At 57.5% G+C, this 16,245-nt stretch carries 16 protein-coding genes and 1 riboswitch; of the genes, 13 read left to right on the top strand and 3 right to left on the bottom strand.

The window, feature by feature from the left end; translation table 11 throughout:
• Positions 1-18: 18 nt before the first annotated feature.
• The 3 genes from MHN28_RS10050 to MHN28_RS10040 are packed head-to-tail and all read left to right on the top strand — an operon-like array spanning position 19 to position 2,667.
• Positions 19-1,020, top strand: a complete 1,002-nt coding sequence (locus tag MHN28_RS10050; RefSeq protein ID WP_370645682.1) for an ROK family protein — start codon at positions 19-21, stop codon at positions 1,018-1,020.
• Positions 1,021-1,057: 37 nt separating this feature from the next.
• Positions 1,058-1,984 carry a carbohydrate kinase gene (locus MHN28_RS10045; RefSeq protein WP_239338590.1) on the top strand — a complete coding sequence of 309 codons (927 nt, stop codon included), beginning with the start codon at positions 1,058-1,060 and terminating at the stop codon, positions 1,982-1,984.
• A gap of 17 nt (positions 1,985-2,001) precedes the next feature.
• Entirely contained in the window at positions 2,002-2,667 is a 666-nt protein-coding gene (locus tag MHN28_RS10040) for a D-lyxose/D-mannose family sugar isomerase (RefSeq protein WP_239338588.1), read from the top strand.
• A gap of 7 nt (positions 2,668-2,674) precedes the next feature.
• On the opposite strand, the gene MHN28_RS10035 is transcribed toward MHN28_RS10040, so the two are convergent.
• Complete coding sequence (locus MHN28_RS10035) at positions 2,675-3,688, bottom strand: LacI family DNA-binding transcriptional regulator (RefSeq protein WP_239338586.1); 1,014 nt, start codon at positions 3,686-3,688, stop codon at positions 2,675-2,677.
• A 218-nt stretch (positions 3,689-3,906) separates the two neighbouring features.
• Between MHN28_RS10035 and MHN28_RS10030 the strand changes: the two genes are divergently transcribed.
• The 7 genes from MHN28_RS10030 (at position 3,907) to MHN28_RS10000 (ending at position 10,000) form a co-directional block, all read left to right on the top strand.
• Entirely contained in the window at positions 3,907-5,211 is a 1,305-nt protein-coding gene (locus MHN28_RS10030; protein WP_239338584.1) for an extracellular solute-binding protein, read from the top strand.
• A 72-nt stretch (positions 5,212-5,283) separates the two neighbouring features.
• A complete protein-coding gene (locus MHN28_RS10025) occupies positions 5,284-6,165 on the top strand; it encodes an ABC transporter permease subunit (protein WP_239338582.1) in 882 nt (293 codons plus the stop codon).
• A gap of 11 nt (positions 6,166-6,176) precedes the next feature.
• The gene (ugpE, locus tag MHN28_RS10020) at positions 6,177-7,070 is read left to right on the top strand and encodes a sn-glycerol-3-phosphate ABC transporter permease UgpE (RefSeq protein WP_239338580.1); all 894 of its coding nucleotides are present in this window, start codon (positions 6,177-6,179) and stop codon (positions 7,068-7,070) included.
• A gap of 11 nt (positions 7,071-7,081) precedes the next feature.
• Positions 7,082-8,128, top strand: coding sequence for an ABC transporter ATP-binding protein (locus MHN28_RS10015; protein ID WP_239338578.1), 1,047 nt, complete (start codon positions 7,082-7,084; stop codon positions 8,126-8,128).
• A 47-nt stretch (positions 8,129-8,175) separates the two neighbouring features.
• Positions 8,176-9,126, top strand: coding sequence for an endonuclease/exonuclease/phosphatase family protein (locus MHN28_RS10010; RefSeq protein WP_239338576.1), 951 nt, complete (start codon positions 8,176-8,178; stop codon positions 9,124-9,126).
• A 114-nt stretch (positions 9,127-9,240) separates the two neighbouring features.
• The gene (locus tag MHN28_RS10005; RefSeq protein WP_239338574.1) at positions 9,241-9,516 is read left to right on the top strand and encodes a hypothetical protein; all 276 of its coding nucleotides are present in this window, start codon (positions 9,241-9,243) and stop codon (positions 9,514-9,516) included.
• A gap of 10 nt (positions 9,517-9,526) precedes the next feature.
• Complete coding sequence (locus MHN28_RS10000) at positions 9,527-10,000, top strand: phage holin family protein (protein ID WP_239338572.1); 474 nt, start codon at positions 9,527-9,529, stop codon at positions 9,998-10,000.
• A gap of 3 nt (positions 10,001-10,003) precedes the next feature.
• On the opposite strand, the gene MHN28_RS09995 is transcribed toward MHN28_RS10000, so the two are convergent.
• Entirely contained in the window at positions 10,004-11,173 is a 1,170-nt protein-coding gene (locus MHN28_RS09995; protein ID WP_239338570.1) for an acetate/propionate family kinase, read from the bottom strand.
• Complete coding sequence (locus tag MHN28_RS09990; protein ID WP_239338567.1) at positions 11,166-12,560, bottom strand: bifunctional enoyl-CoA hydratase/phosphate acetyltransferase; 1,395 nt, start codon at positions 12,558-12,560, stop codon at positions 11,166-11,168. The genes MHN28_RS09995 and MHN28_RS09990 overlap by 8 nt, the downstream gene beginning before the upstream one ends.
• 289 nt (positions 12,561-12,849) lie before the next feature.
• Positions 12,850-13,058, top strand: a riboswitch (cobalamin riboswitch).
• A 276-nt stretch (positions 13,059-13,334) separates the two neighbouring features.
• Between MHN28_RS09990 and MHN28_RS09985 the strand changes: the two genes are divergently transcribed.
• Genes MHN28_RS09985 through MHN28_RS09975 form a run of 3 tightly spaced genes read left to right on the top strand, consistent with a single transcriptional unit; the run spans position 13,335 to position 16,097 of the window.
• Positions 13,335-14,120 (top strand): ABC transporter ATP-binding protein, encoded by a 786-nt coding sequence (locus tag MHN28_RS09985; protein ID WP_239338563.1) that lies wholly within the window; start codon positions 13,335-13,337, stop codon positions 14,118-14,120.
• Between the two features lie 11 nt (positions 14,121-14,131).
• Positions 14,132-15,082 carry an ABC transporter substrate-binding protein gene (locus MHN28_RS09980; protein WP_239338560.1) on the top strand — a complete coding sequence of 317 codons (951 nt, stop codon included), beginning with the start codon at positions 14,132-14,134 and terminating at the stop codon, positions 15,080-15,082.
• 1 nt (position 15,083) lies between these two features.
• On the top strand, positions 15,084-16,097 hold the full coding sequence (locus tag MHN28_RS09975; protein WP_239338558.1) for an iron ABC transporter permease: 1,014 nt from the start codon (positions 15,084-15,086) through the stop codon (positions 16,095-16,097).
• Positions 16,098-16,245 lie beyond the last annotated feature (148 nt).

Raw genomic sequence — 16,245 nt, 5'->3', positions numbered from 1 at the left:
GGGTCCGTTTCACTTCCGATGGCCCAACCTGCAGGCGCAATGCACGAACATTGGAACCTTGTTGCGGATATTGGCGGAACCAACACCCGGCTGGGCGTCGTTTCAAACGGAGAGCTGACAGGCCTTCGCAAATACCCGACCGGCTCGCTGTCCGAATTGCTGCACGCCTTTCACAGCCTGCGCGACGAGCTTGGCACCGATCCCCGCGCTGTTGTTGCGGCCGGTGCCGGACCAGTCAAAGACGGGACGATCCGACTAACGAATGCGCATCTCGATCTGTCAGAGCGGGATATAGGCAAGGCCACCGGCGCGCAGCATACGTTTGTTATCAACGACTTTACTGCCGCCGCGTGGTCCGTTGCCGAAATCACCGACAAGGACGTCGAAGTTTTGCAGGGAGCAGAAACGCCACCCGCTGGAACGCGACTGGTGGTAGGCCCAGGCACCGGGCTCGGCGTTGGTGCTCTGCTATATTCCGAAGGGCGATACCACACCGCGTCCGGTGAAGGCGGACATGTGGGGCTGTCGCCTCGCCATGAGGATGAGGTGGAAATATTCAAAGCAGCGCGCCACGTCGCCCCCGACTGTTTCTTTGACGACAGCCTGGTATTGGAAGCGGAGATGTTCTTGAGCGGTACGGGTCTGCCAATCCTTTACAAAGCTGCTAGCTTGGCTGCTGGCCAGACTGATGTACCAACGCGCACCGCCAAAGATATCCTACAAGACGCACAATCAAATACCGATCCGGTAGCCGTCAAAGCATCTCACATGTTTACAACTCATCTTGGGGCGCTGATGGGTGATTTGGCAGTTGCATTCATGCCGACAGGCGGTGTCTTTCTTGTTGGCGGGGTGGCCGAAAAGAACCGATGGTTGTTTAAGGATGCGTTCCGGGATGCCTTCAATGCAGGCGGACGGTTCAGTGAACTACGTCGCTCCATGAACTTGTATGTGTCAGAACAAGATGAATTTGGCATTGTTGGCGCTAACAATTTCTGTAAGAGTGCGCTCGCGCGGTAAACTGGCCGCGTGACCCCATTACAGAAAGGACCTCGGCATGATCCTGTGCTGCGGTGAAGCCCTGATCGACATGATCGCCGAACCGACCGTCTCTGGCGCGCAAGGGTTTGTGCCTCATTCGGGAGGTGCCATTTTCAATACCGCTATCGCGCTTGGGCGTCTGGGTGCACCGGTCGGGCTGTTGACCGGTCTGTCTTCCGACATGTTTGGTCAGCAACTGGCGAATGCACTACAAGACAGCCACGTGGACGCAAGCCATGTAATCCATTCGGACCGCCCCACAACACTAGCCTTTGTCCAACTTCAGGATAGACATGCAACATACAGCTTTGTCGACGAAAACTCGGCTGGCCGAATGCTGATGCCCGAGGATATGCCCACCCAGTTGCCCTCCGTTTCGGCCTTGTATTTTGGCGGCATCAGCCTCGCCTGCGAACCCTGCGCCGACGCTTACGCCGCGCTGCTGGATCGGCACGGATCGGATCGGGCTGTCATGCTGGACCCGAATATTCGGCCCGGCTTCATCAGTGATCAAACCCGATATCGCACCCGGCTGAATCGTATGATTGCGCAGTCCGATATCGTGAAGGTTTCAGATGAAGATCTGGACTGGATCATCCCAGGGCCTGAAACACTGTCAGAAAAAGTTCCTTTGCTACTGCAGGCAGGGCCCGCAGTGGTAATCGTCACCCGCGGTCGCGAAGGGGCTTCCGGATATCTGGCGGACGGCTCAGAAACCGCAGTGCCAGTCCAATCAGTCGAAGTGGTCGACACGGTCGGTGCTGGGGACACATTCAACGCCGGAGTTCTGGCTGAACTGGATCGGTTAGGCCGACTGACCAAAGCCGATCTGAAAACATTGAGCACCGTCGACTTGCGGGCCGCCCTTTTGAAAGGCGCAAAAGTGGCTGCCATCACCGTCTCCCGCGCCGGGGCGAACCCGCCCTGGGCGCATGAACTTTGACCCCACGAGGGACGCAGATGAAAAGATCAGAAATCAACGAAATTAAGTCTGAGGCGCAGGCGTTCATCCACTCTTTCGGGGCGGTTCTGCCGCCCTTTGCAAACTGGTCGCCGGAACAGATACGCAGCGCGCAAGCCCGGAGCATTCGTGAGCGTGGGCTTGGGTGGGATATCACCGACTATGGCCAGGGCCGGTTCGATGAACTTGGCCTGTTTCTGTTCACACTTCGCAACGGGGATGTCGGTGACCTGAACAAAGGCCGGGGGATGCTCTATGCGGAAAAGCTGCTCGTTTCCCGGGAAAAACAGCTTTCCCCGATGCATCGCCACATCGTCAAAGCCGAAGACATCATCAACAGGGGCGGTGGCGATCTGGTGATGGAGATCTATGCCTCGGACCCCGATGGCGGTATCGACCGTGACAACCCGGTGGTTGTTCCCAGCGACAGCTGCCCGGTAACGGTTCAGCCCGGCGAGTTGCTGCGCTTGAAACCTGGCCAAAGCGTCACCTTGATGCCCGGCATCTGGCACGCGTTCTGGGCGGAAAAGGGCGATTGCCTGATCGGCGAGGTCTCAACCGTGAACGACGACCGAACCGACAACGTGTTTGAAGACCCCATCCCACGCTTTGCAACGATAGAAGAAGACGCAGAGCCGGACTTCCTGCTTGTATCCGACTATTAAAAAACGGTCAGTGAGTCCCGCGGGGCACGAAATACGGGTCGATCAGAATCGTCTCGCTTGGTTTCGCGGGGTTTGCCAACCGTCGTTCCAACAGCCAAATGACACGTTCGACCGTCTCATATATCGGATTGCACACGGTCGACAGATCAAAAGTCGGCCATCGCGCCATGTCGATGTCGTCGAACCCTACAATTGACAACGCCCCGGGAACCGCAACGCCTAGCTCACGTGCTGCAGTTAACGCACCGATTGCAGTTGCGTCATTCGCGCAAACCAGCGCATCCAGTGTGTTTTCCTGAAGCAGAGTCGTCGCCGCACGAAACCCGGCCTCCACTGTGAATTCACCGGTCGCTTCGGCGATCAGTGGCAGTCCCGCATGTGTCAAAACATCAACGACCCCCTGCCTGCGATCCGCAGAGGACGAAAATTGCTCAGGGCCCCCGATGTATCCGAATCGTCTGCGCCCCGCGTCGACCAGAACTTCGGCGGCAAGACGTGTTCCTTTTGCATTCCGGCAACAAACGTTGTCGACACCCTTGGCCTCGACAATTCGCCCGGATGATATCATCGGAATTCCAATCTTACTGCTTTGGGTCACAAGCTCATTTTGCATGCTGCCGCCGCGGAGAATCAACGCGTCCAGCGGGTATCGCAAAACTTGCTGTATCGCCTGTTTGGTAGACCCATCCCCACCGTCAATCAGAATCGGCCACTTGTTCAGAGCGTTCAGCCTGCCCACCAGAACCATGACAAACTCGGTGTCATAAGCGCTGCGCATATTGCCAACGAAAACAGCCACAAGATGTGATCGGCCGTCTTTCAAACCTGCGGCAAGGGCGTTTGGTTGGTACCCCATGCTGGCCGCAATTTCGTGGATCTTTTTGCGTTTGCCTGCATCCAGATAAGCGCCCGGCGTAAAAGCCCGCGACACCGCAGATCGCGAAACGCCTGCGGCCTCAGCCACAGTTTGCGCCGTTACCCGGCGCGGCCTTTGTGCGGTTCTTTTTCGCTCATCACTCACGCACAAGCTGTCCTCTGTTTCGCAACAATTTGTCAATATTACTACAAATCTTTCATCGAACTGTCACACGATCCCCGTATGTGCCCACGTGTGCACACTCTGTGCACCGCATGCGGTCACACTCCCGCCTGCGACCGACTTTTATGCTGCAAGGGGCGCTGCCCCGCAACCTGACGCGACAGCTCCCAGCCGGGCCGTTGCTGAACCGGAGTAATGAAATGACCAACCTGAAGTTCTGCGCAACCGCTGTAGCTGTCGCATTCAGCGCGACCGCAGCTTTTGCCGAAACAGAAATCACCTGGTGGCACGCGATGGGCGGCCAGTTGGGTGAAACCGTTAACAAAATTGCCGAGGATTTCAACGCCTCGCAGGACGAGTACAAGATCACTCCGGTCTACAAAGGCAGCTATGAAGAGACTCTGACCGCTGGTATCGCCGCCTTCCGTGCGGGCGAGCAGCCTAACGTGATGCAGGTTTTTGACGCCGGTGCCGCAACTGTAATCGGTGCCAAGGGTGCAACCATCCCGGTTCAGGATCTTTTGGCCAACAATGGCGTTGACTTCGACATCAATGACTACATCGCTGGCGTTCGTTACTTCTATGCCGACAGCGACGGCAAGATGATCGGCATGCCATTCAACTCGTCGACCCCGATCCTGTACTACAATGTCGACGCACTGGAAAAGGCAGGCGTCACGCCGCCGAAGACATGGGAAGAGTTCCAGTCAACCACTGCCCCTGCCCTGAAAGACGCAGGTTATATCGCCCTCAGCCAGTCGCACCTGCCCTGGATCTTCACCGAGAACTTCATGTCGCGCCACGATCTGCCGTTCGCTACCAACAACAACGGCTATGACGGCAACGACACCCAGATCCTGGTCAACAACGACGCGATAAAAGCGCACTTCACCGCTGTAACCGACTGGAAAGAAAACGGCCTTTTCGAATGGTACGGCACCGGCTGGGGCGACAACGCCAAGCCATTCGAAGAAGGCAAGGTTGCCATGTGGCTGGGTTCGTCGGGCTCTTTCGGTGGCCTGCTGCAGAAAGATCTGCCGTTTGAGTTCAGCGCGACCGAGCTGCCCTACTGGGAAGCTGTCGTCGCAGAGCCAACCCAGACCTTCATCGGTGGTGCTGCTCTGTTCGCGATGTCCGGCAAATCGGACGAAGAAAACAAGGCAGCCGCCGAATTCTTCCGTTTCCTGACCTCGCCTGAGACTCAGTATTTCTGGCACCAGGAAACCGGCTACGTGCCGATCACCGAAGCCGCTTACGAAGTTGCCAAGAAAGACGGCCATTATGACCGCTTCCCGGCCGCCGAAGTTGGTGTGAACCAGCTGCAGGCAAAAGCCGGTGACAACACCAAGGGGTACCGCATGGGCTTCTATGTCCAGATCCGCGACATCATGAACCGCGAATATGGCCGTATCCTGACCGGTGAAACTGACGTGGAAACCGCGTTCAAGACCATCGAAGAAGAAGCCAACGAACTGCTGGCCCGCTTTTCCAAGACCCAGAGCTAAACTCTGGATCACCCCCAGGATGGTCACGCTGTCACGGCGTGGCCATCTCTCTTTTTTCGCAATGGACCACTCATGAAACGCGCGGGCTTCGACAATACTTGGCTTCCTGTGGCGCTGCTGCTGCCGCAGCTGATGATCATCGCCATCTTCTTTTACTGGCCCGCAGGTTGGGCACTACAATCCTCATTCTTCCTGCAGGACCCGTTCGGGTTCGGATCGACCTTCGTCGGCGCGGACAACTACACGTCGCTGCTGGGCAACGATCAGTACAAGCGCGTTGCGGGGTTCACGATCATCTACTCGGTGCTGGTCACCTTTTTCTCGCTGGCAATCGCACTGCTGCTGGCGGTCAAGGCTGACAAGGTGATCCGAGGGGCCAAAACCTATCGCACCTTGCTGATGTGGGTTTACGCCATCGCGCCGCCGGTCGCCGGATTTCTGGGCATTCTGTTCTTTGACCAAAGCACCGGCCCGATGACCAAGTTCTTTCAGATGTTCGGCTGGGATTTCAAACTGGGCGTGGATTACAACGCTACTGCGACGGCAATGATCATTGTTGCGGTTTGGAAGCAAATCCCCGTGAACTTCATCTTCTTCCTGTCAGGCCTGCAATCGATTCCGCGTTCGGTACGCGAGGCGGCGATGATCGACAACCGCTCGGCCACTGGACGGTTTTGGCAAGTGACGTTCCCGCTGCTGGCCCCCACCGCGTTTTTCCTGCTGATCATCAACATCACCTACGCGTTGTTCGACACGTTCGGCATCATCGACGCGTTGATGAAGGGTGAGCCGGGCAACAACCCGATGACACTGGTTTACAAGGTCTATCTGGACGGGTTCCGCGGCAACGATCTGGGCGGATCATCGGCCCAATCGGTTGTTCTGATGGTTCTGGTCCTGATCCTGACCGTCTTTCAGTTCCGGCTGGTTGAACGCCGGATTCACTATACCTGAGGGCTTTGGCAATGGCTGAGACAACACTCGACACCCCGATTGAAGCCCACCGCCCACGCCGGATCAAATGGGAAGCGATTGGCGATCATACCGTCCTTATCCTCGGCTCGCTGCTGATGATGTTGCCCCCCCTTCTGGCGCTGACCACGGCCAGCCATGATGCGGTGACGATCCATCGCGAAGGGCTGCAACTGACGCTGGGCGACGATCTGGGCAAGAACTTCAACGCTGCCATGTTCGAAAAGGGCGGCTTTACCCAGACTGTAGACGGGACGCTGATGCTGATGAACTCGTTCATTCTTGGCATCGGCTTTGCGGTGGGCAAGATCGTGATCTCGATGATGGCCGCCTACGCCATCGTCTATTTCCGCCTGCGGTTTGCGACGCTGGCCTTTTGGGTGATCTTCACGACGCTATTGTTGCCACTCGAAGTTCGCATCCTACCCTCCTATGAAGCAATCCAAAAGCTGGGGCTTACCAATACCTATACTGGCCTGATCGTGCCGTTGATTGCGTCTGCTACAGGCACGTTCTTCTTCCGGCAGTTCTTCATGTCCGTCCCCGAGGAACTGGCCGAAGCGGCCCGGATCGACGGGGCAGGACCATGGAAGTTTTTCATCGACATCCTGGTGCCCCTCAGCCGGACTATGATCGCGGCGATCTTCATCATCATGTTCGTCTTTGGCTGGAACCAGTACCTGTGGCCAACGCTGATAACCACGGATGAAAGCTTCTTCACTCTGGTTCGCGGCATCAAGCAAATCGTGCTGACTTACACTGACGCAACGATCCCTGAACACGGGCAGGCTTTGGCCTTGGCCATCGTCGCGATGATCCCACCTGTGGCGATCGTTGTCTTCTTCCAGAATTGGTTCGTCAAGGGCCTCACAGAATCCGACAAATAAGGAATACGCGCATGGCTCAGGTTTCATTAGAGGGCGTCCGCAAGGTTTATCCCAACGGCTTTCAGGCGGTTGAGACCACCAGCTTTACCATTCAGGACGGCGAGTTTGTCGTTCTGGTCGGCCCCTCGGGCTGTGGTAAATCCACTTTGCTGCGGATGATCGCTGGCTTGGAGGATATTTCCGAAGGGACACTGAAAATCGGTGACCGGGTGGTCAACGACGTGGACCCCGCAGATCGGGACATTGCAATGGTTTTCCAGAACTACGCTTTGTATCCGCATATGACGGTCCGCAAGAACATCGGTTACGGGTTGAAGAACCGCGGCACCCTTGCCGCTGAGATCGCGGCCAAGGTGGAAGACGCCGCCAAGATGCTGAACCTAACCGAGTATCTGGACCGTAAACCGGCGCAGTTGTCCGGTGGTCAGCGTCAACGCGTCGCCATGGGTCGCGCTGTAGTACGTGACCCGGCACTGTTCCTGTTTGATGAGCCTTTGTCCAACCTCGACGCCAAGCTGCGCAACCAGATGCGGATCGAGATCAAGGCTCTGCAACGCCGTCTTGGAACCACGGCCGTCTACGTTACCCACGATCAGGTCGAGGCCATGACCATGGCCGACCGCATCATCGTTCTGAACGCAGGTAAGATCGAACAGATCGGCACCCCGTCCGAAATCTATCACAACCCGGCTTCGACCTTCGTCGCCTCGTTCATGGGCGCGCCGCCCATGAACCTAATCGAAGCCGAAATGGGCCAAGGGCAGGTTCGCGTAAACGGATTTGAGGGGCTGTTGCCTGTTCCAGAGGCTCACTCTGGATCGGTTACCATGGGCATTCGCCCAGAGGACGTGGTTCTGGACGCTCACGGCAGTATCTCGTTCCGCGTTGACATCCTTGAAGAACTTGGTGCCCACCGCCTGTTGCATGGTGCAATTGCCGATCAACCCTTCACTGTTATGGTGGGTAAGGACCACGTTGCGAATATTGGCGAAACACGCATCAGCCTGAAGCCGGACGCGCTGCAACTATTTGATAAGACATCAGGGCAAAGACTGTGATTACCCAGACACTTGCTGACCTCCCAGCGGTCACGGACGAGCAGAGAATGCGCATTCTCTCAGCGCCTCGCACAGCCGAAGCTCATAGGGCATTGTTGTCCGCCCTGCCCGCCATGAACGCAGTGCAATTGGGTGGTGTGGCGCAGTCAGAATTTTTGCCTGCAGAGTTCACCATTGCCGCTTGGAACGTAGAGCGCTGCCTGTTTCCCGAAGCAACAGCAGACCATCTGGGCAAACTGTCGCCAGATATCGTCCTGCTGTCCGAAGTTGATCACGGCATGGCACGAACAGCGCAGCGCCACACAACCGAGGTCATGGCCGCGAAGCTGGGCATGGCCTACGCTTTTGGCGTCGAATTTCACGAACTGGATCTTGGCGGCCCGACAGAGCGCGGTTTTTGTCAGGACGACTTCAATACGCTGGGGTGGCATGGAAACGCCGTTTTGTCGTCGGTTCCGTTTGAGCGCACCGCGCTGATCAGGTTGGACGATCACGGGCACTGGTTTGCCGCAGACGAAGGTGCTGGCGACCCGAACCAACCGCGCGTTGGCGGGCGCAATGCAATCGCCGCTGTTGTGCCGACAGTTAATGGCCCAATCTGCGTCGTCTCCACCCATCTGGAAAGCAACGCGAACGCCGCCCACCGCCGTCAGCAATTTGAACGGCTGCTCAACGCCATTGACGGTTTCGCACCCGGTTTGCCCGTCATGATTGGCGGTGACCTGAACACAGGAAACCACCTGCCGCCCGATTTCGACTGGCAACGCGAAACGCTTTTCAAACTGGCTGAGACACATGGCTACAACTGGTCTTTCACGGCACAGGGAACGACGACCCGTCCCAGCCTGATCACACCCCACCCGGATCGGGTAATGAAACTGGATTGGCTTGCTGGCCGCAATTTGTCCTGCCGTGGCAGCGGGGTTTTGTCGTCGATATCTGACGAGGGAACGCCTTTATCCGATCATGATTGCGTCTGGTGCCGCGCGGGCTTCTAAAGCTCGATTTGGTACAACACCCTTTCCCGAATTCAAAAAATCGAATTAACATGGCTTGGGATAAAGAAAAAAGTCGCGAGCCTGATTTTGCGCGGCCGTTTAAGGACCTGACTGATGGTAACCAAAGCACAGCTTGAAGCTGAAGTCGCAGAGCTGCGTCGCCAGCTGGCCGAACAAAGCAGCGCGCAGACCGCGGCATCGACCCCAAAAGAAGATGTGACGTCTGATGCAGGCAAATCGACACCGGAGGGAATTGCCGACAGTCTTGAAGCATGGTCCACGCAGATCGAAGAAGTGATGACCGAACTTGAGGAATTTCCGCACAAAAGGCCGGTCCTCTTTGCGCTGGGCATCTTCACGCTTGGCTATCTTCTAGGCCGTTCCCGGTAGGAGCCCGATCATGAGCCGCATTTCACGCAATATCTCGATCATTCTGCGCGCCGAAAGGCTGATCGCCCAAAGGCAATTGGCCGTCGCGGCAAAGCGCACGGGTTTTTATGCCGCCGCTGGGTTGGCCGTTGGCCTGGCGGTCATTATGCTAAACGTCGCCGGGTTCTTCTGGTTGTCCGAAACGATGTCAAAGTCGCTGGCGGCTGTCATTGTGGCCGGGGTGAACCTTGTTCTGGCCGTTCTCCTTGCGTTGGTGGCAAATTCCATGACCGCCGAAAGCGACACCTCTGCAGCAGTAGAATTGCGGGACATGGCACTTCACGACATCGAGGAAGAAGTCACTGACAGCCTCGCCGAGGCGCGTAACACAATTGTCGGCCTCAGGCGTGACCCGATCGGTATGTTGTCGCCCGACATTATCAGTTCGCTTCTAGGCATCCTGCTGAGATACGCGCGGCGCAGAAAGAACAATCCTGATCAGTAGCGATCAGGCCAATCTGGCAGCGGCCCGCGCGATGACCATCTCTTCGTTCGTGGGAATGGCCAGAATGCGTACCCGGCTGAAATCTGTCGACAAAACAGTGCCGTTATCCGCATTTCGGTTCGGGTCCATCTCAATCCCGATCCAGCGCATGCCTTCGCAGACCATCTGACGGATACGCGCAGCATTTTCACCGATGCCTCCGGTGAAGACCAAGGCGTCGATGCCTTCCAACGCGGCAGACAACGCACCGAGTTCTCTGCGGATGCGAAAGACGTAGTATTCAATCGCCTTGCGTGCGTCCGGGGTATCAGCGGCCAGCAGCGTGCGCATGTCCGAAGACATGCCTGACAGCCCCAACAGTCCAGATTTACGATAAAGGGTTTCGGCGATTTCCTCGGCCGTCATCCCCTCCTGCTGCATCATGTACAGCACGACCCCCGGATCCAACTGTCCGCTGCGGGTTCCCATGGGCAAACCATCCAGCGCCGAAAACCCCATGGTCGAGGCAACGGCCCGCCCGCCTGAGACCGCACACATCGACGCACCATTCCCCAGATGAGCGATGACGACGCGACCATCATAAAGCCCCGGCGCAATGTCCTTCAGCTTTTGCGAGACGTAATCGTAGCTCAGCCCGTGAAATCCGTATCGCCGTACACCCTTGTCATAGAAGTTCTGCGGCAGGGCAAAGGTGTCATTCACCCACGGGTGCGTTCGGTGAAACGCGGTATCGAAGCAAGCGACCTGAGTTGTGCCCGGAAACGCAGCATTGGCAGCCCGGATTCCGGCAAGGCTGTAGGGTTGATGAAGCGGTGCAAACGGAATGAACCCGCTCAGCGTGTCAATGACATCCTCATCCACCACGACCGGTTCCGAATAGACCGGCCCTCCGTGAACGACACGGTGGCCGATGGCCCGAACCTGAATGTCCGGCAGGTATTCGCGGGTAAGTTCGAGGAACGCATTGATGGCCTCGTCATGCGTTTTGGCCCCTGAAAGCTGGCGGTCAACAGACCGCCCTCCGGCGGACTGCGCCAACAGGCGCGGCGCATCCCCCAGCCGTTCGATCTGACCGCGCCAGCGCATCCTGGGCCGACGGTCCTCGGTCAGTTCATAAAGCGCGAATTTTAACGAGGACGACCCGGCGTTCAGTGCCAAAACATGTTCAACCATGGATTTTGCCTTTGTTCGCAATTGCATGCAGCGCCGCGACAGCGCAAGAGGCCAGCCGCGAGGCGTCGTCATCCGCCCGAGAGGTCAGGATGATTGGTGCCGCAGCACCGATCACAATGCCTGCGGCCTCGGCATGAGAGATATATGTCAGTTGCTTGGCCACCATGTTTCCTGCCTCAATGTTCGGAACGACCAAAATGTCCGCGGCCCCGGCGACCTGCGAAGTGATGCCTTTGGTCCGCGCGGCGTTCAGATCGACGGCGTTATCCATGGCCAACGGGCCATCGACCAATCCGCCCCTGATCTGCCCGCGTTCCGCCATTTTGGACAACAATGCAGCGTCGACCGAAGACGGCATATGCGGATTGATCGTCTCTACCGCCGAAAGAACGCCAACCTTTGGCACTTCGATGCCGATGGAATGCGCCAGATGAATGGCGTTTTGAACGATGTCGGCTTTGGTCTCGAGATCGGGTGAAATGTTCACGGCGGCGTCGGTGACCATGATGGGTCGTGACATGCCCGGAACATCCATTACGAACACATGCGACAAACGCCGCCCTGTTCTTAAGCCTTTCTCGCGGCGCAAAACTGCTCGTAAAAGTACATCCGTGTGCAGATGCCCTTTCATAAGCATCCGAGCCTTGCCATCCACCACAAGATCGACAGCACGATGCGCCGCCATCTCGTGGCTGTGGGCCTCGATGATTTCGGTTCCGGACAAGTCAGCCCCAAGTTCGGCCGCAGCGGCAGCAATTTTTTCGGGATCGCCCACGAGTATTGGAGTGATGATGCTGTTTGATTTCGCCGATAATGCGCCGCCCAGCGAATTCGGCTCTTCCGGTGCGACGACGACTGTTGGCATAGGGTCCAAAGGACGCGCCTTTTCCAGCAGGGCGTCAAAATGCCGGTGCCTCTGAACGATCAGCCCCGGAACTTCGACCGAGTCAAAGTTCAAATGCCGAGCGGGTGGCGTGACCTGCACCGTACCGCTTAGAATCAACGCGTTGTCTCCGACGCGACGCACTTCGGCGGCGCAGGTCAAATCGCCATCTTCGCGCTTTTCCGTGACCGAAACAAAGGCGGTCAGTTCTTCGCCCGCCAGAACCGGTGCATGGAATCTGAGATCCGCCCGGCGTGTCTGAGTGCCTGCCCCCGGCAGGACGTTCCCCAGTACCGCCGCAACGAGGCCAGCGGGCCACAATGCGGGCGCAACAGCTTCGGGGCGCCCATCACCGTCGCCATCATAGGCGGCTAGGTGCAACGGATTATGGTCTCCGGAAGCCGAGGCAAACGCGTACAGATCGTCCACGGTGCAAAGCCTTGTAACCTGGGCCTTATCGCCGACTTTCAGTTGTGAAAACGTTCGGTTTTCTTGAATTTTCATCTCGTCAGGCTTTGTTTCTGCAAATGATCGCATCTGAAACCGACGATTGGCTCTTTCATCCCACTCAACTGGAACTTGTCGCCGATTCCTCTGCCTTTCTGCACTGCAGCGTAATCAAAAGAACTGCTGATCACAAATGATTAAACCCCTAGACGTCAATCTGACGAGCAGCGCCCTATGCCGCCTGCCAGCCCCAACGCTGTCGAGCCCTTCGATGCGTTTGAGCTGTCTTTAGCACGCCACAACAAGGGCTATGCGGATTTACGCTTGACCCAAAATGCGAACTCGGGCACTCCTCATCGTCGATGGTTCCCGATGGTGCGCCCAAGGGATGAAAAGGGAATACGGTGAGGTTGCCGAACGGCGCCAATTCCGTGACTGCCCCCGCAACTGTAAGCGGTGAGCGACGCCAACAGACCACTGGCCCAAACGGGCCGGGAAGGACGGCTAAGCCACGACCCGCAAGTCAGGAGACCTGCCATCTGAAGTTCAACCAACCCGGGGCGGGGCGTCCTGGAAGGAGGCTATATGGCACGTCTGACGCGTGTTTACATAACCGGCACCTTCTGTCCGCGCTTTACAACAAGCGGAGCGGGCAATGCTGAGAAAACCTGATCACTTCATTCCAATTTGCGAGACGGGCACGGATGTCGCGTGCGCGACCCGAGGCGAGTTGCCGGACAGACTTCCTCGCGCGTTTTCCGCCGGTAGTCCGCGCGCATTGTTTTCAAAGACTCATTCGTACGCACCTCAGATCGAGCAGGAGGATCGCACATGAGCTGCAGGCCATTTCTTGAAGCTCGCGAGTTAGAATACTACGCCCTGAATGGCGACGTCCTGCTAAAAGACGTCAAGTTCGATCTGGATGAAGGGGCAATATTGGCGATTGCCGGGCCGAATGGCGCGGGCAAGACTACGCTCCTAAACCTCCTGTGCGGTGCAGAAGAGATCGTGCTGGGGGACGTTCTGATCAAAGGGCGCAGCCTTCGGCAGCTTACGGCAATGGATCGCGCCCGTATGATCGCAGTTGTCAGTCAGCAAGAGGCGCCCGACGGACGGTTGTTTCTGCGTGATTATGTGGCCCTTGGGCAAATTCCGATCCGCGCGGACCGTTCCGCCAACGAACATACCGACGAACTGAACCGCATCTTGAATCTAACCGGTCTGGACGCCCTAGCTGATAAGCGTATGGCCGTCCTGTCCGGCGGCGAACGCCAACGGGCCCATATCGCGCGAGCGTTAGCGCAGAACCCGTCGCTGTTGTTTCTGGACGAGCCAACCAACCATCTGGACCCAGACGCCAAGGGCCGCATGCTGTCTCTGGTGGCGGAACTGGGCATCACGGTTGTGATGATCGTCCACGATCTGGTCATGATCCCCGAATTCGCCACCCACGTCGCACTGATGAAGTCCGCCCGACTGACCGGCTTTGGGCTGGTGCACGAGGTGCTGACACCCGAACGCGTCCGCGAAACCTTTGGCGTCGATTACCTATGCTTTCAACACGAAGGCCGCGTGATCCCGGCGCTGGATATCCGAAGAACCACAATCTCAAAATGAGGGACAAAACCATGAAACAGACACTCTGGCCCGTGGCGCTGATCATCGGCCTGGCAACCAACGCGGCCGCGCATGAGATCACAGTCGACAATTGCGGTGAACCTTTGGTGTTCGAAAACCAGCCCGAGCGGCTGGTCGTGCACGACATGAACATGACCGACATGGCCTTTGCGCTGGGCTTGCAGGATAAGATCGTTGGCCTGACCGGCATCACTGGCTGGTATAAGACTAGCCCGGAATTCGACACTCTGCGCGGCGATATCCCCGAGCTGGCGCCGAAATACCCGACAGTGGAAAACCTTGTTGCGGTGGAACCCGACTTGTTCTTTGCAGGCTGGTACTATGGCATGAAGCCCGGCGGCGACGTGACCCCGGACACTCTGGAACCCTTCGGAATCAAAACAATGATCCTGACCGAAAGTTGCGTGCATCTGGACAAGGATCGCCCCGAAGCAAGCATGGACTTGCTGTTTGATGACGTCTTGCGTCTGGGCAAGGTGATGCATGTCGAAGACAAGGCCGAAGAGCTGGTCGATGGCTGGAAGTCGGAACTATCTGCGATCGAGGCCCAAACTGCCGACCTGCCCAAACCCCGCGTCTTCCTGCTGGACGGCCCCGCCGACGCGCCGTTCACCGCTGGCAAGTTCGCTATTCCTGACGCCATGATTGCGGCAGCGGGCGGTGAGAATGTCACACACGACATGGGCACCAGTTGGGGTCGCTCCTCGTGGGAGGCTGTTGCTGCATCCAACCCGGAATTTCTGGTTCTGCTGGACTATCAAACCGGCAATGGCGCCGCGGATACGTTCAAGTTCCTGCAGGAACACCCCGTGATGTCTCAGACGGACGCGGTCAAGAACGAACGTTGGATTGGTCTGCGGTACGAAGAGTTGACCCCCGGACCGGCAAACATTGAGGCGATCTCGAAAATGGCGCAAGCCATGCATCCGGGTCTGAACTGATATGGGCCGACTGGGCCTGACACTTTTGCTGGGGGCGGTCGTTCTGGCCGCCCTCTTGCTGATTTCGACCGTCTATGGAACGACCTCCATTCCCGCCTCTGACGCACTGGCCGGTGTTCTTTTGGGTACTGGGTTAGTGGAAGGCGAGATGTCGCCGCTGCACCGCATCGTGTTTGACTTGCGCCTGCCGCGCGCCCTTTTTGCTGCGGTGATCGGAGCGGGTCTGGGCATCGTCGGTGTTGTCCTGCAAACAACCACCCGAAACGATCTGGCCGACCCGTTCCTGTTTGGCCTGTCTTCGGGCGCAGCCGCAGGGGCGGTTTTTGTCATCACTGTGACCGGAGATGTACTCGGCTTTTGGACGCTGCCGCTGGCGGCGTTTTGCGGCGGTCTAGTGGCTTCGGGCATCGTGCTAGCCCTCGTTCACGGGTTGCGTACCAGCGCGCCCGAAAAGCTGATCCTCGCAGGTTTAGCCGTGTCGTTCCTGTTCTCGGCCATCACCAACTACCTGATTTTCGCAGGCGACAGCCGCGCGGCTCACTCGGTCATTTTTTGGATGCTGGGCGGTCTGGGTCTTGCCCGGTGGGAAACGTTTCCACTAGTCTGCGCCGGCTTGCTGTTGATCCTCGCTTATGCATCGTATCGCAGCCGCTGGCTTGATGCGCTGCTGACCGGCGATCTGACAGCCGCCACATTGGGCGTGCCGGTTCAGGGCCTGAGGTTCAAAATGTTCTTTGTGGCTGCTCTTGCCACAGCAGTTTTCGTTTCGGTTGCCGGCGTTATTGGATTTGTCGGCTTGATGGTGCCGCATATCGCCCGCGGAATCGCTGGCCCTTTGCATAGTCATCTTATTCCTACGGCGGCTGTTGTCGGTGCCGCCTTGCTGACGGGTTCGGATATTCTCAGCCGGTTGCTGCTTGCACCGCAGGAACTGCCGGTGGGCATTGTTACAACCTCTCTTGGGTCGATTTTCGTCTTTCTTCTTCTGATCCGAACCGCCCGGCCGCGCCGCTGATCGCCACCCCAACGACAAAACGGCGGAGCAGGACGCGGCAGGAGATTTCCGAACTTTCAGAATTTAATCGCAACTAAATGACCTAGATCAAAAAAAGTCCGCACCGCGCACGGTATGCGATACACTCGATCACAGGAATCGAGTGCAG

Origin of the sequence: Ruegeria sp. Ofav3-42 (genome assembly GCF_022347725.1) — a bacterium.
Classification (GTDB): domain Bacteria; phylum Pseudomonadota; class Alphaproteobacteria; order Rhodobacterales; family Rhodobacteraceae; genus Ruegeria.
Note: the sequence above shows the minus strand (reverse complement) of the source record. Positions and strands in the feature narration are given on the sequence as shown.

Bases quoted from the DNA above. Each gene is read 5' to 3' on its own strand.
- MHN28_RS10050 (WP_370645682.1), top strand. From the start codon at position 19: ATGGCCCAACCTGCAGGCGCAATGCACGAACATTGGAACCTTGTTGCG.
- MHN28_RS10045 (WP_239338590.1), top strand. From the start codon at position 1,058: ATGATCCTGTGCTGCGGTGAAGCCCTGATCGACATGATCGCCGAACCG.
- MHN28_RS10040 (WP_239338588.1), top strand. From the start codon at position 2,002: ATGAAAAGATCAGAAATCAACGAAATTAAGTCTGAGGCGCAGGCGTTC.
- MHN28_RS10030 (WP_239338584.1), top strand. From the start codon at position 3,907: ATGACCAACCTGAAGTTCTGCGCAACCGCTGTAGCTGTCGCATTCAGC.
- MHN28_RS10025 (WP_239338582.1), top strand. From the start codon at position 5,284: ATGAAACGCGCGGGCTTCGACAATACTTGGCTTCCTGTGGCGCTGCTG.
- ugpE (WP_239338580.1), top strand. From the start codon at position 6,177: ATGGCTGAGACAACACTCGACACCCCGATTGAAGCCCACCGCCCACGC.
- MHN28_RS10015 (WP_239338578.1), top strand. From the start codon at position 7,082: ATGGCTCAGGTTTCATTAGAGGGCGTCCGCAAGGTTTATCCCAACGGC.
- MHN28_RS10010 (WP_239338576.1), top strand. From the start codon at position 8,176: ATGCGCATTCTCTCAGCGCCTCGCACAGCCGAAGCTCATAGGGCATTG.
- MHN28_RS10005 (WP_239338574.1), top strand. From the start codon at position 9,241: ATGGTAACCAAAGCACAGCTTGAAGCTGAAGTCGCAGAGCTGCGTCGC.
- MHN28_RS10000 (WP_239338572.1), top strand. From the start codon at position 9,527: ATGAGCCGCATTTCACGCAATATCTCGATCATTCTGCGCGCCGAAAGG.
- MHN28_RS09995 (WP_239338570.1), bottom strand. From the start codon at position 11,173: ATGGTTGAACATGTTTTGGCACTGAACGCCGGGTCGTCCTCGTTAAAA.
- MHN28_RS09990 (WP_239338567.1), bottom strand. From the start codon at position 12,560: ATGAAAATTCAAGAAAACCGAACGTTTTCACAACTGAAAGTCGGCGAT.
- MHN28_RS09985 (WP_239338563.1), top strand. From the start codon at position 13,335: ATGAGCTGCAGGCCATTTCTTGAAGCTCGCGAGTTAGAATACTACGCC.
- MHN28_RS09980 (WP_239338560.1), top strand. From the start codon at position 14,132: ATGAAACAGACACTCTGGCCCGTGGCGCTGATCATCGGCCTGGCAACC.
- MHN28_RS09975 (WP_239338558.1), top strand. From the start codon at position 15,084: ATGGGCCGACTGGGCCTGACACTTTTGCTGGGGGCGGTCGTTCTGGCC.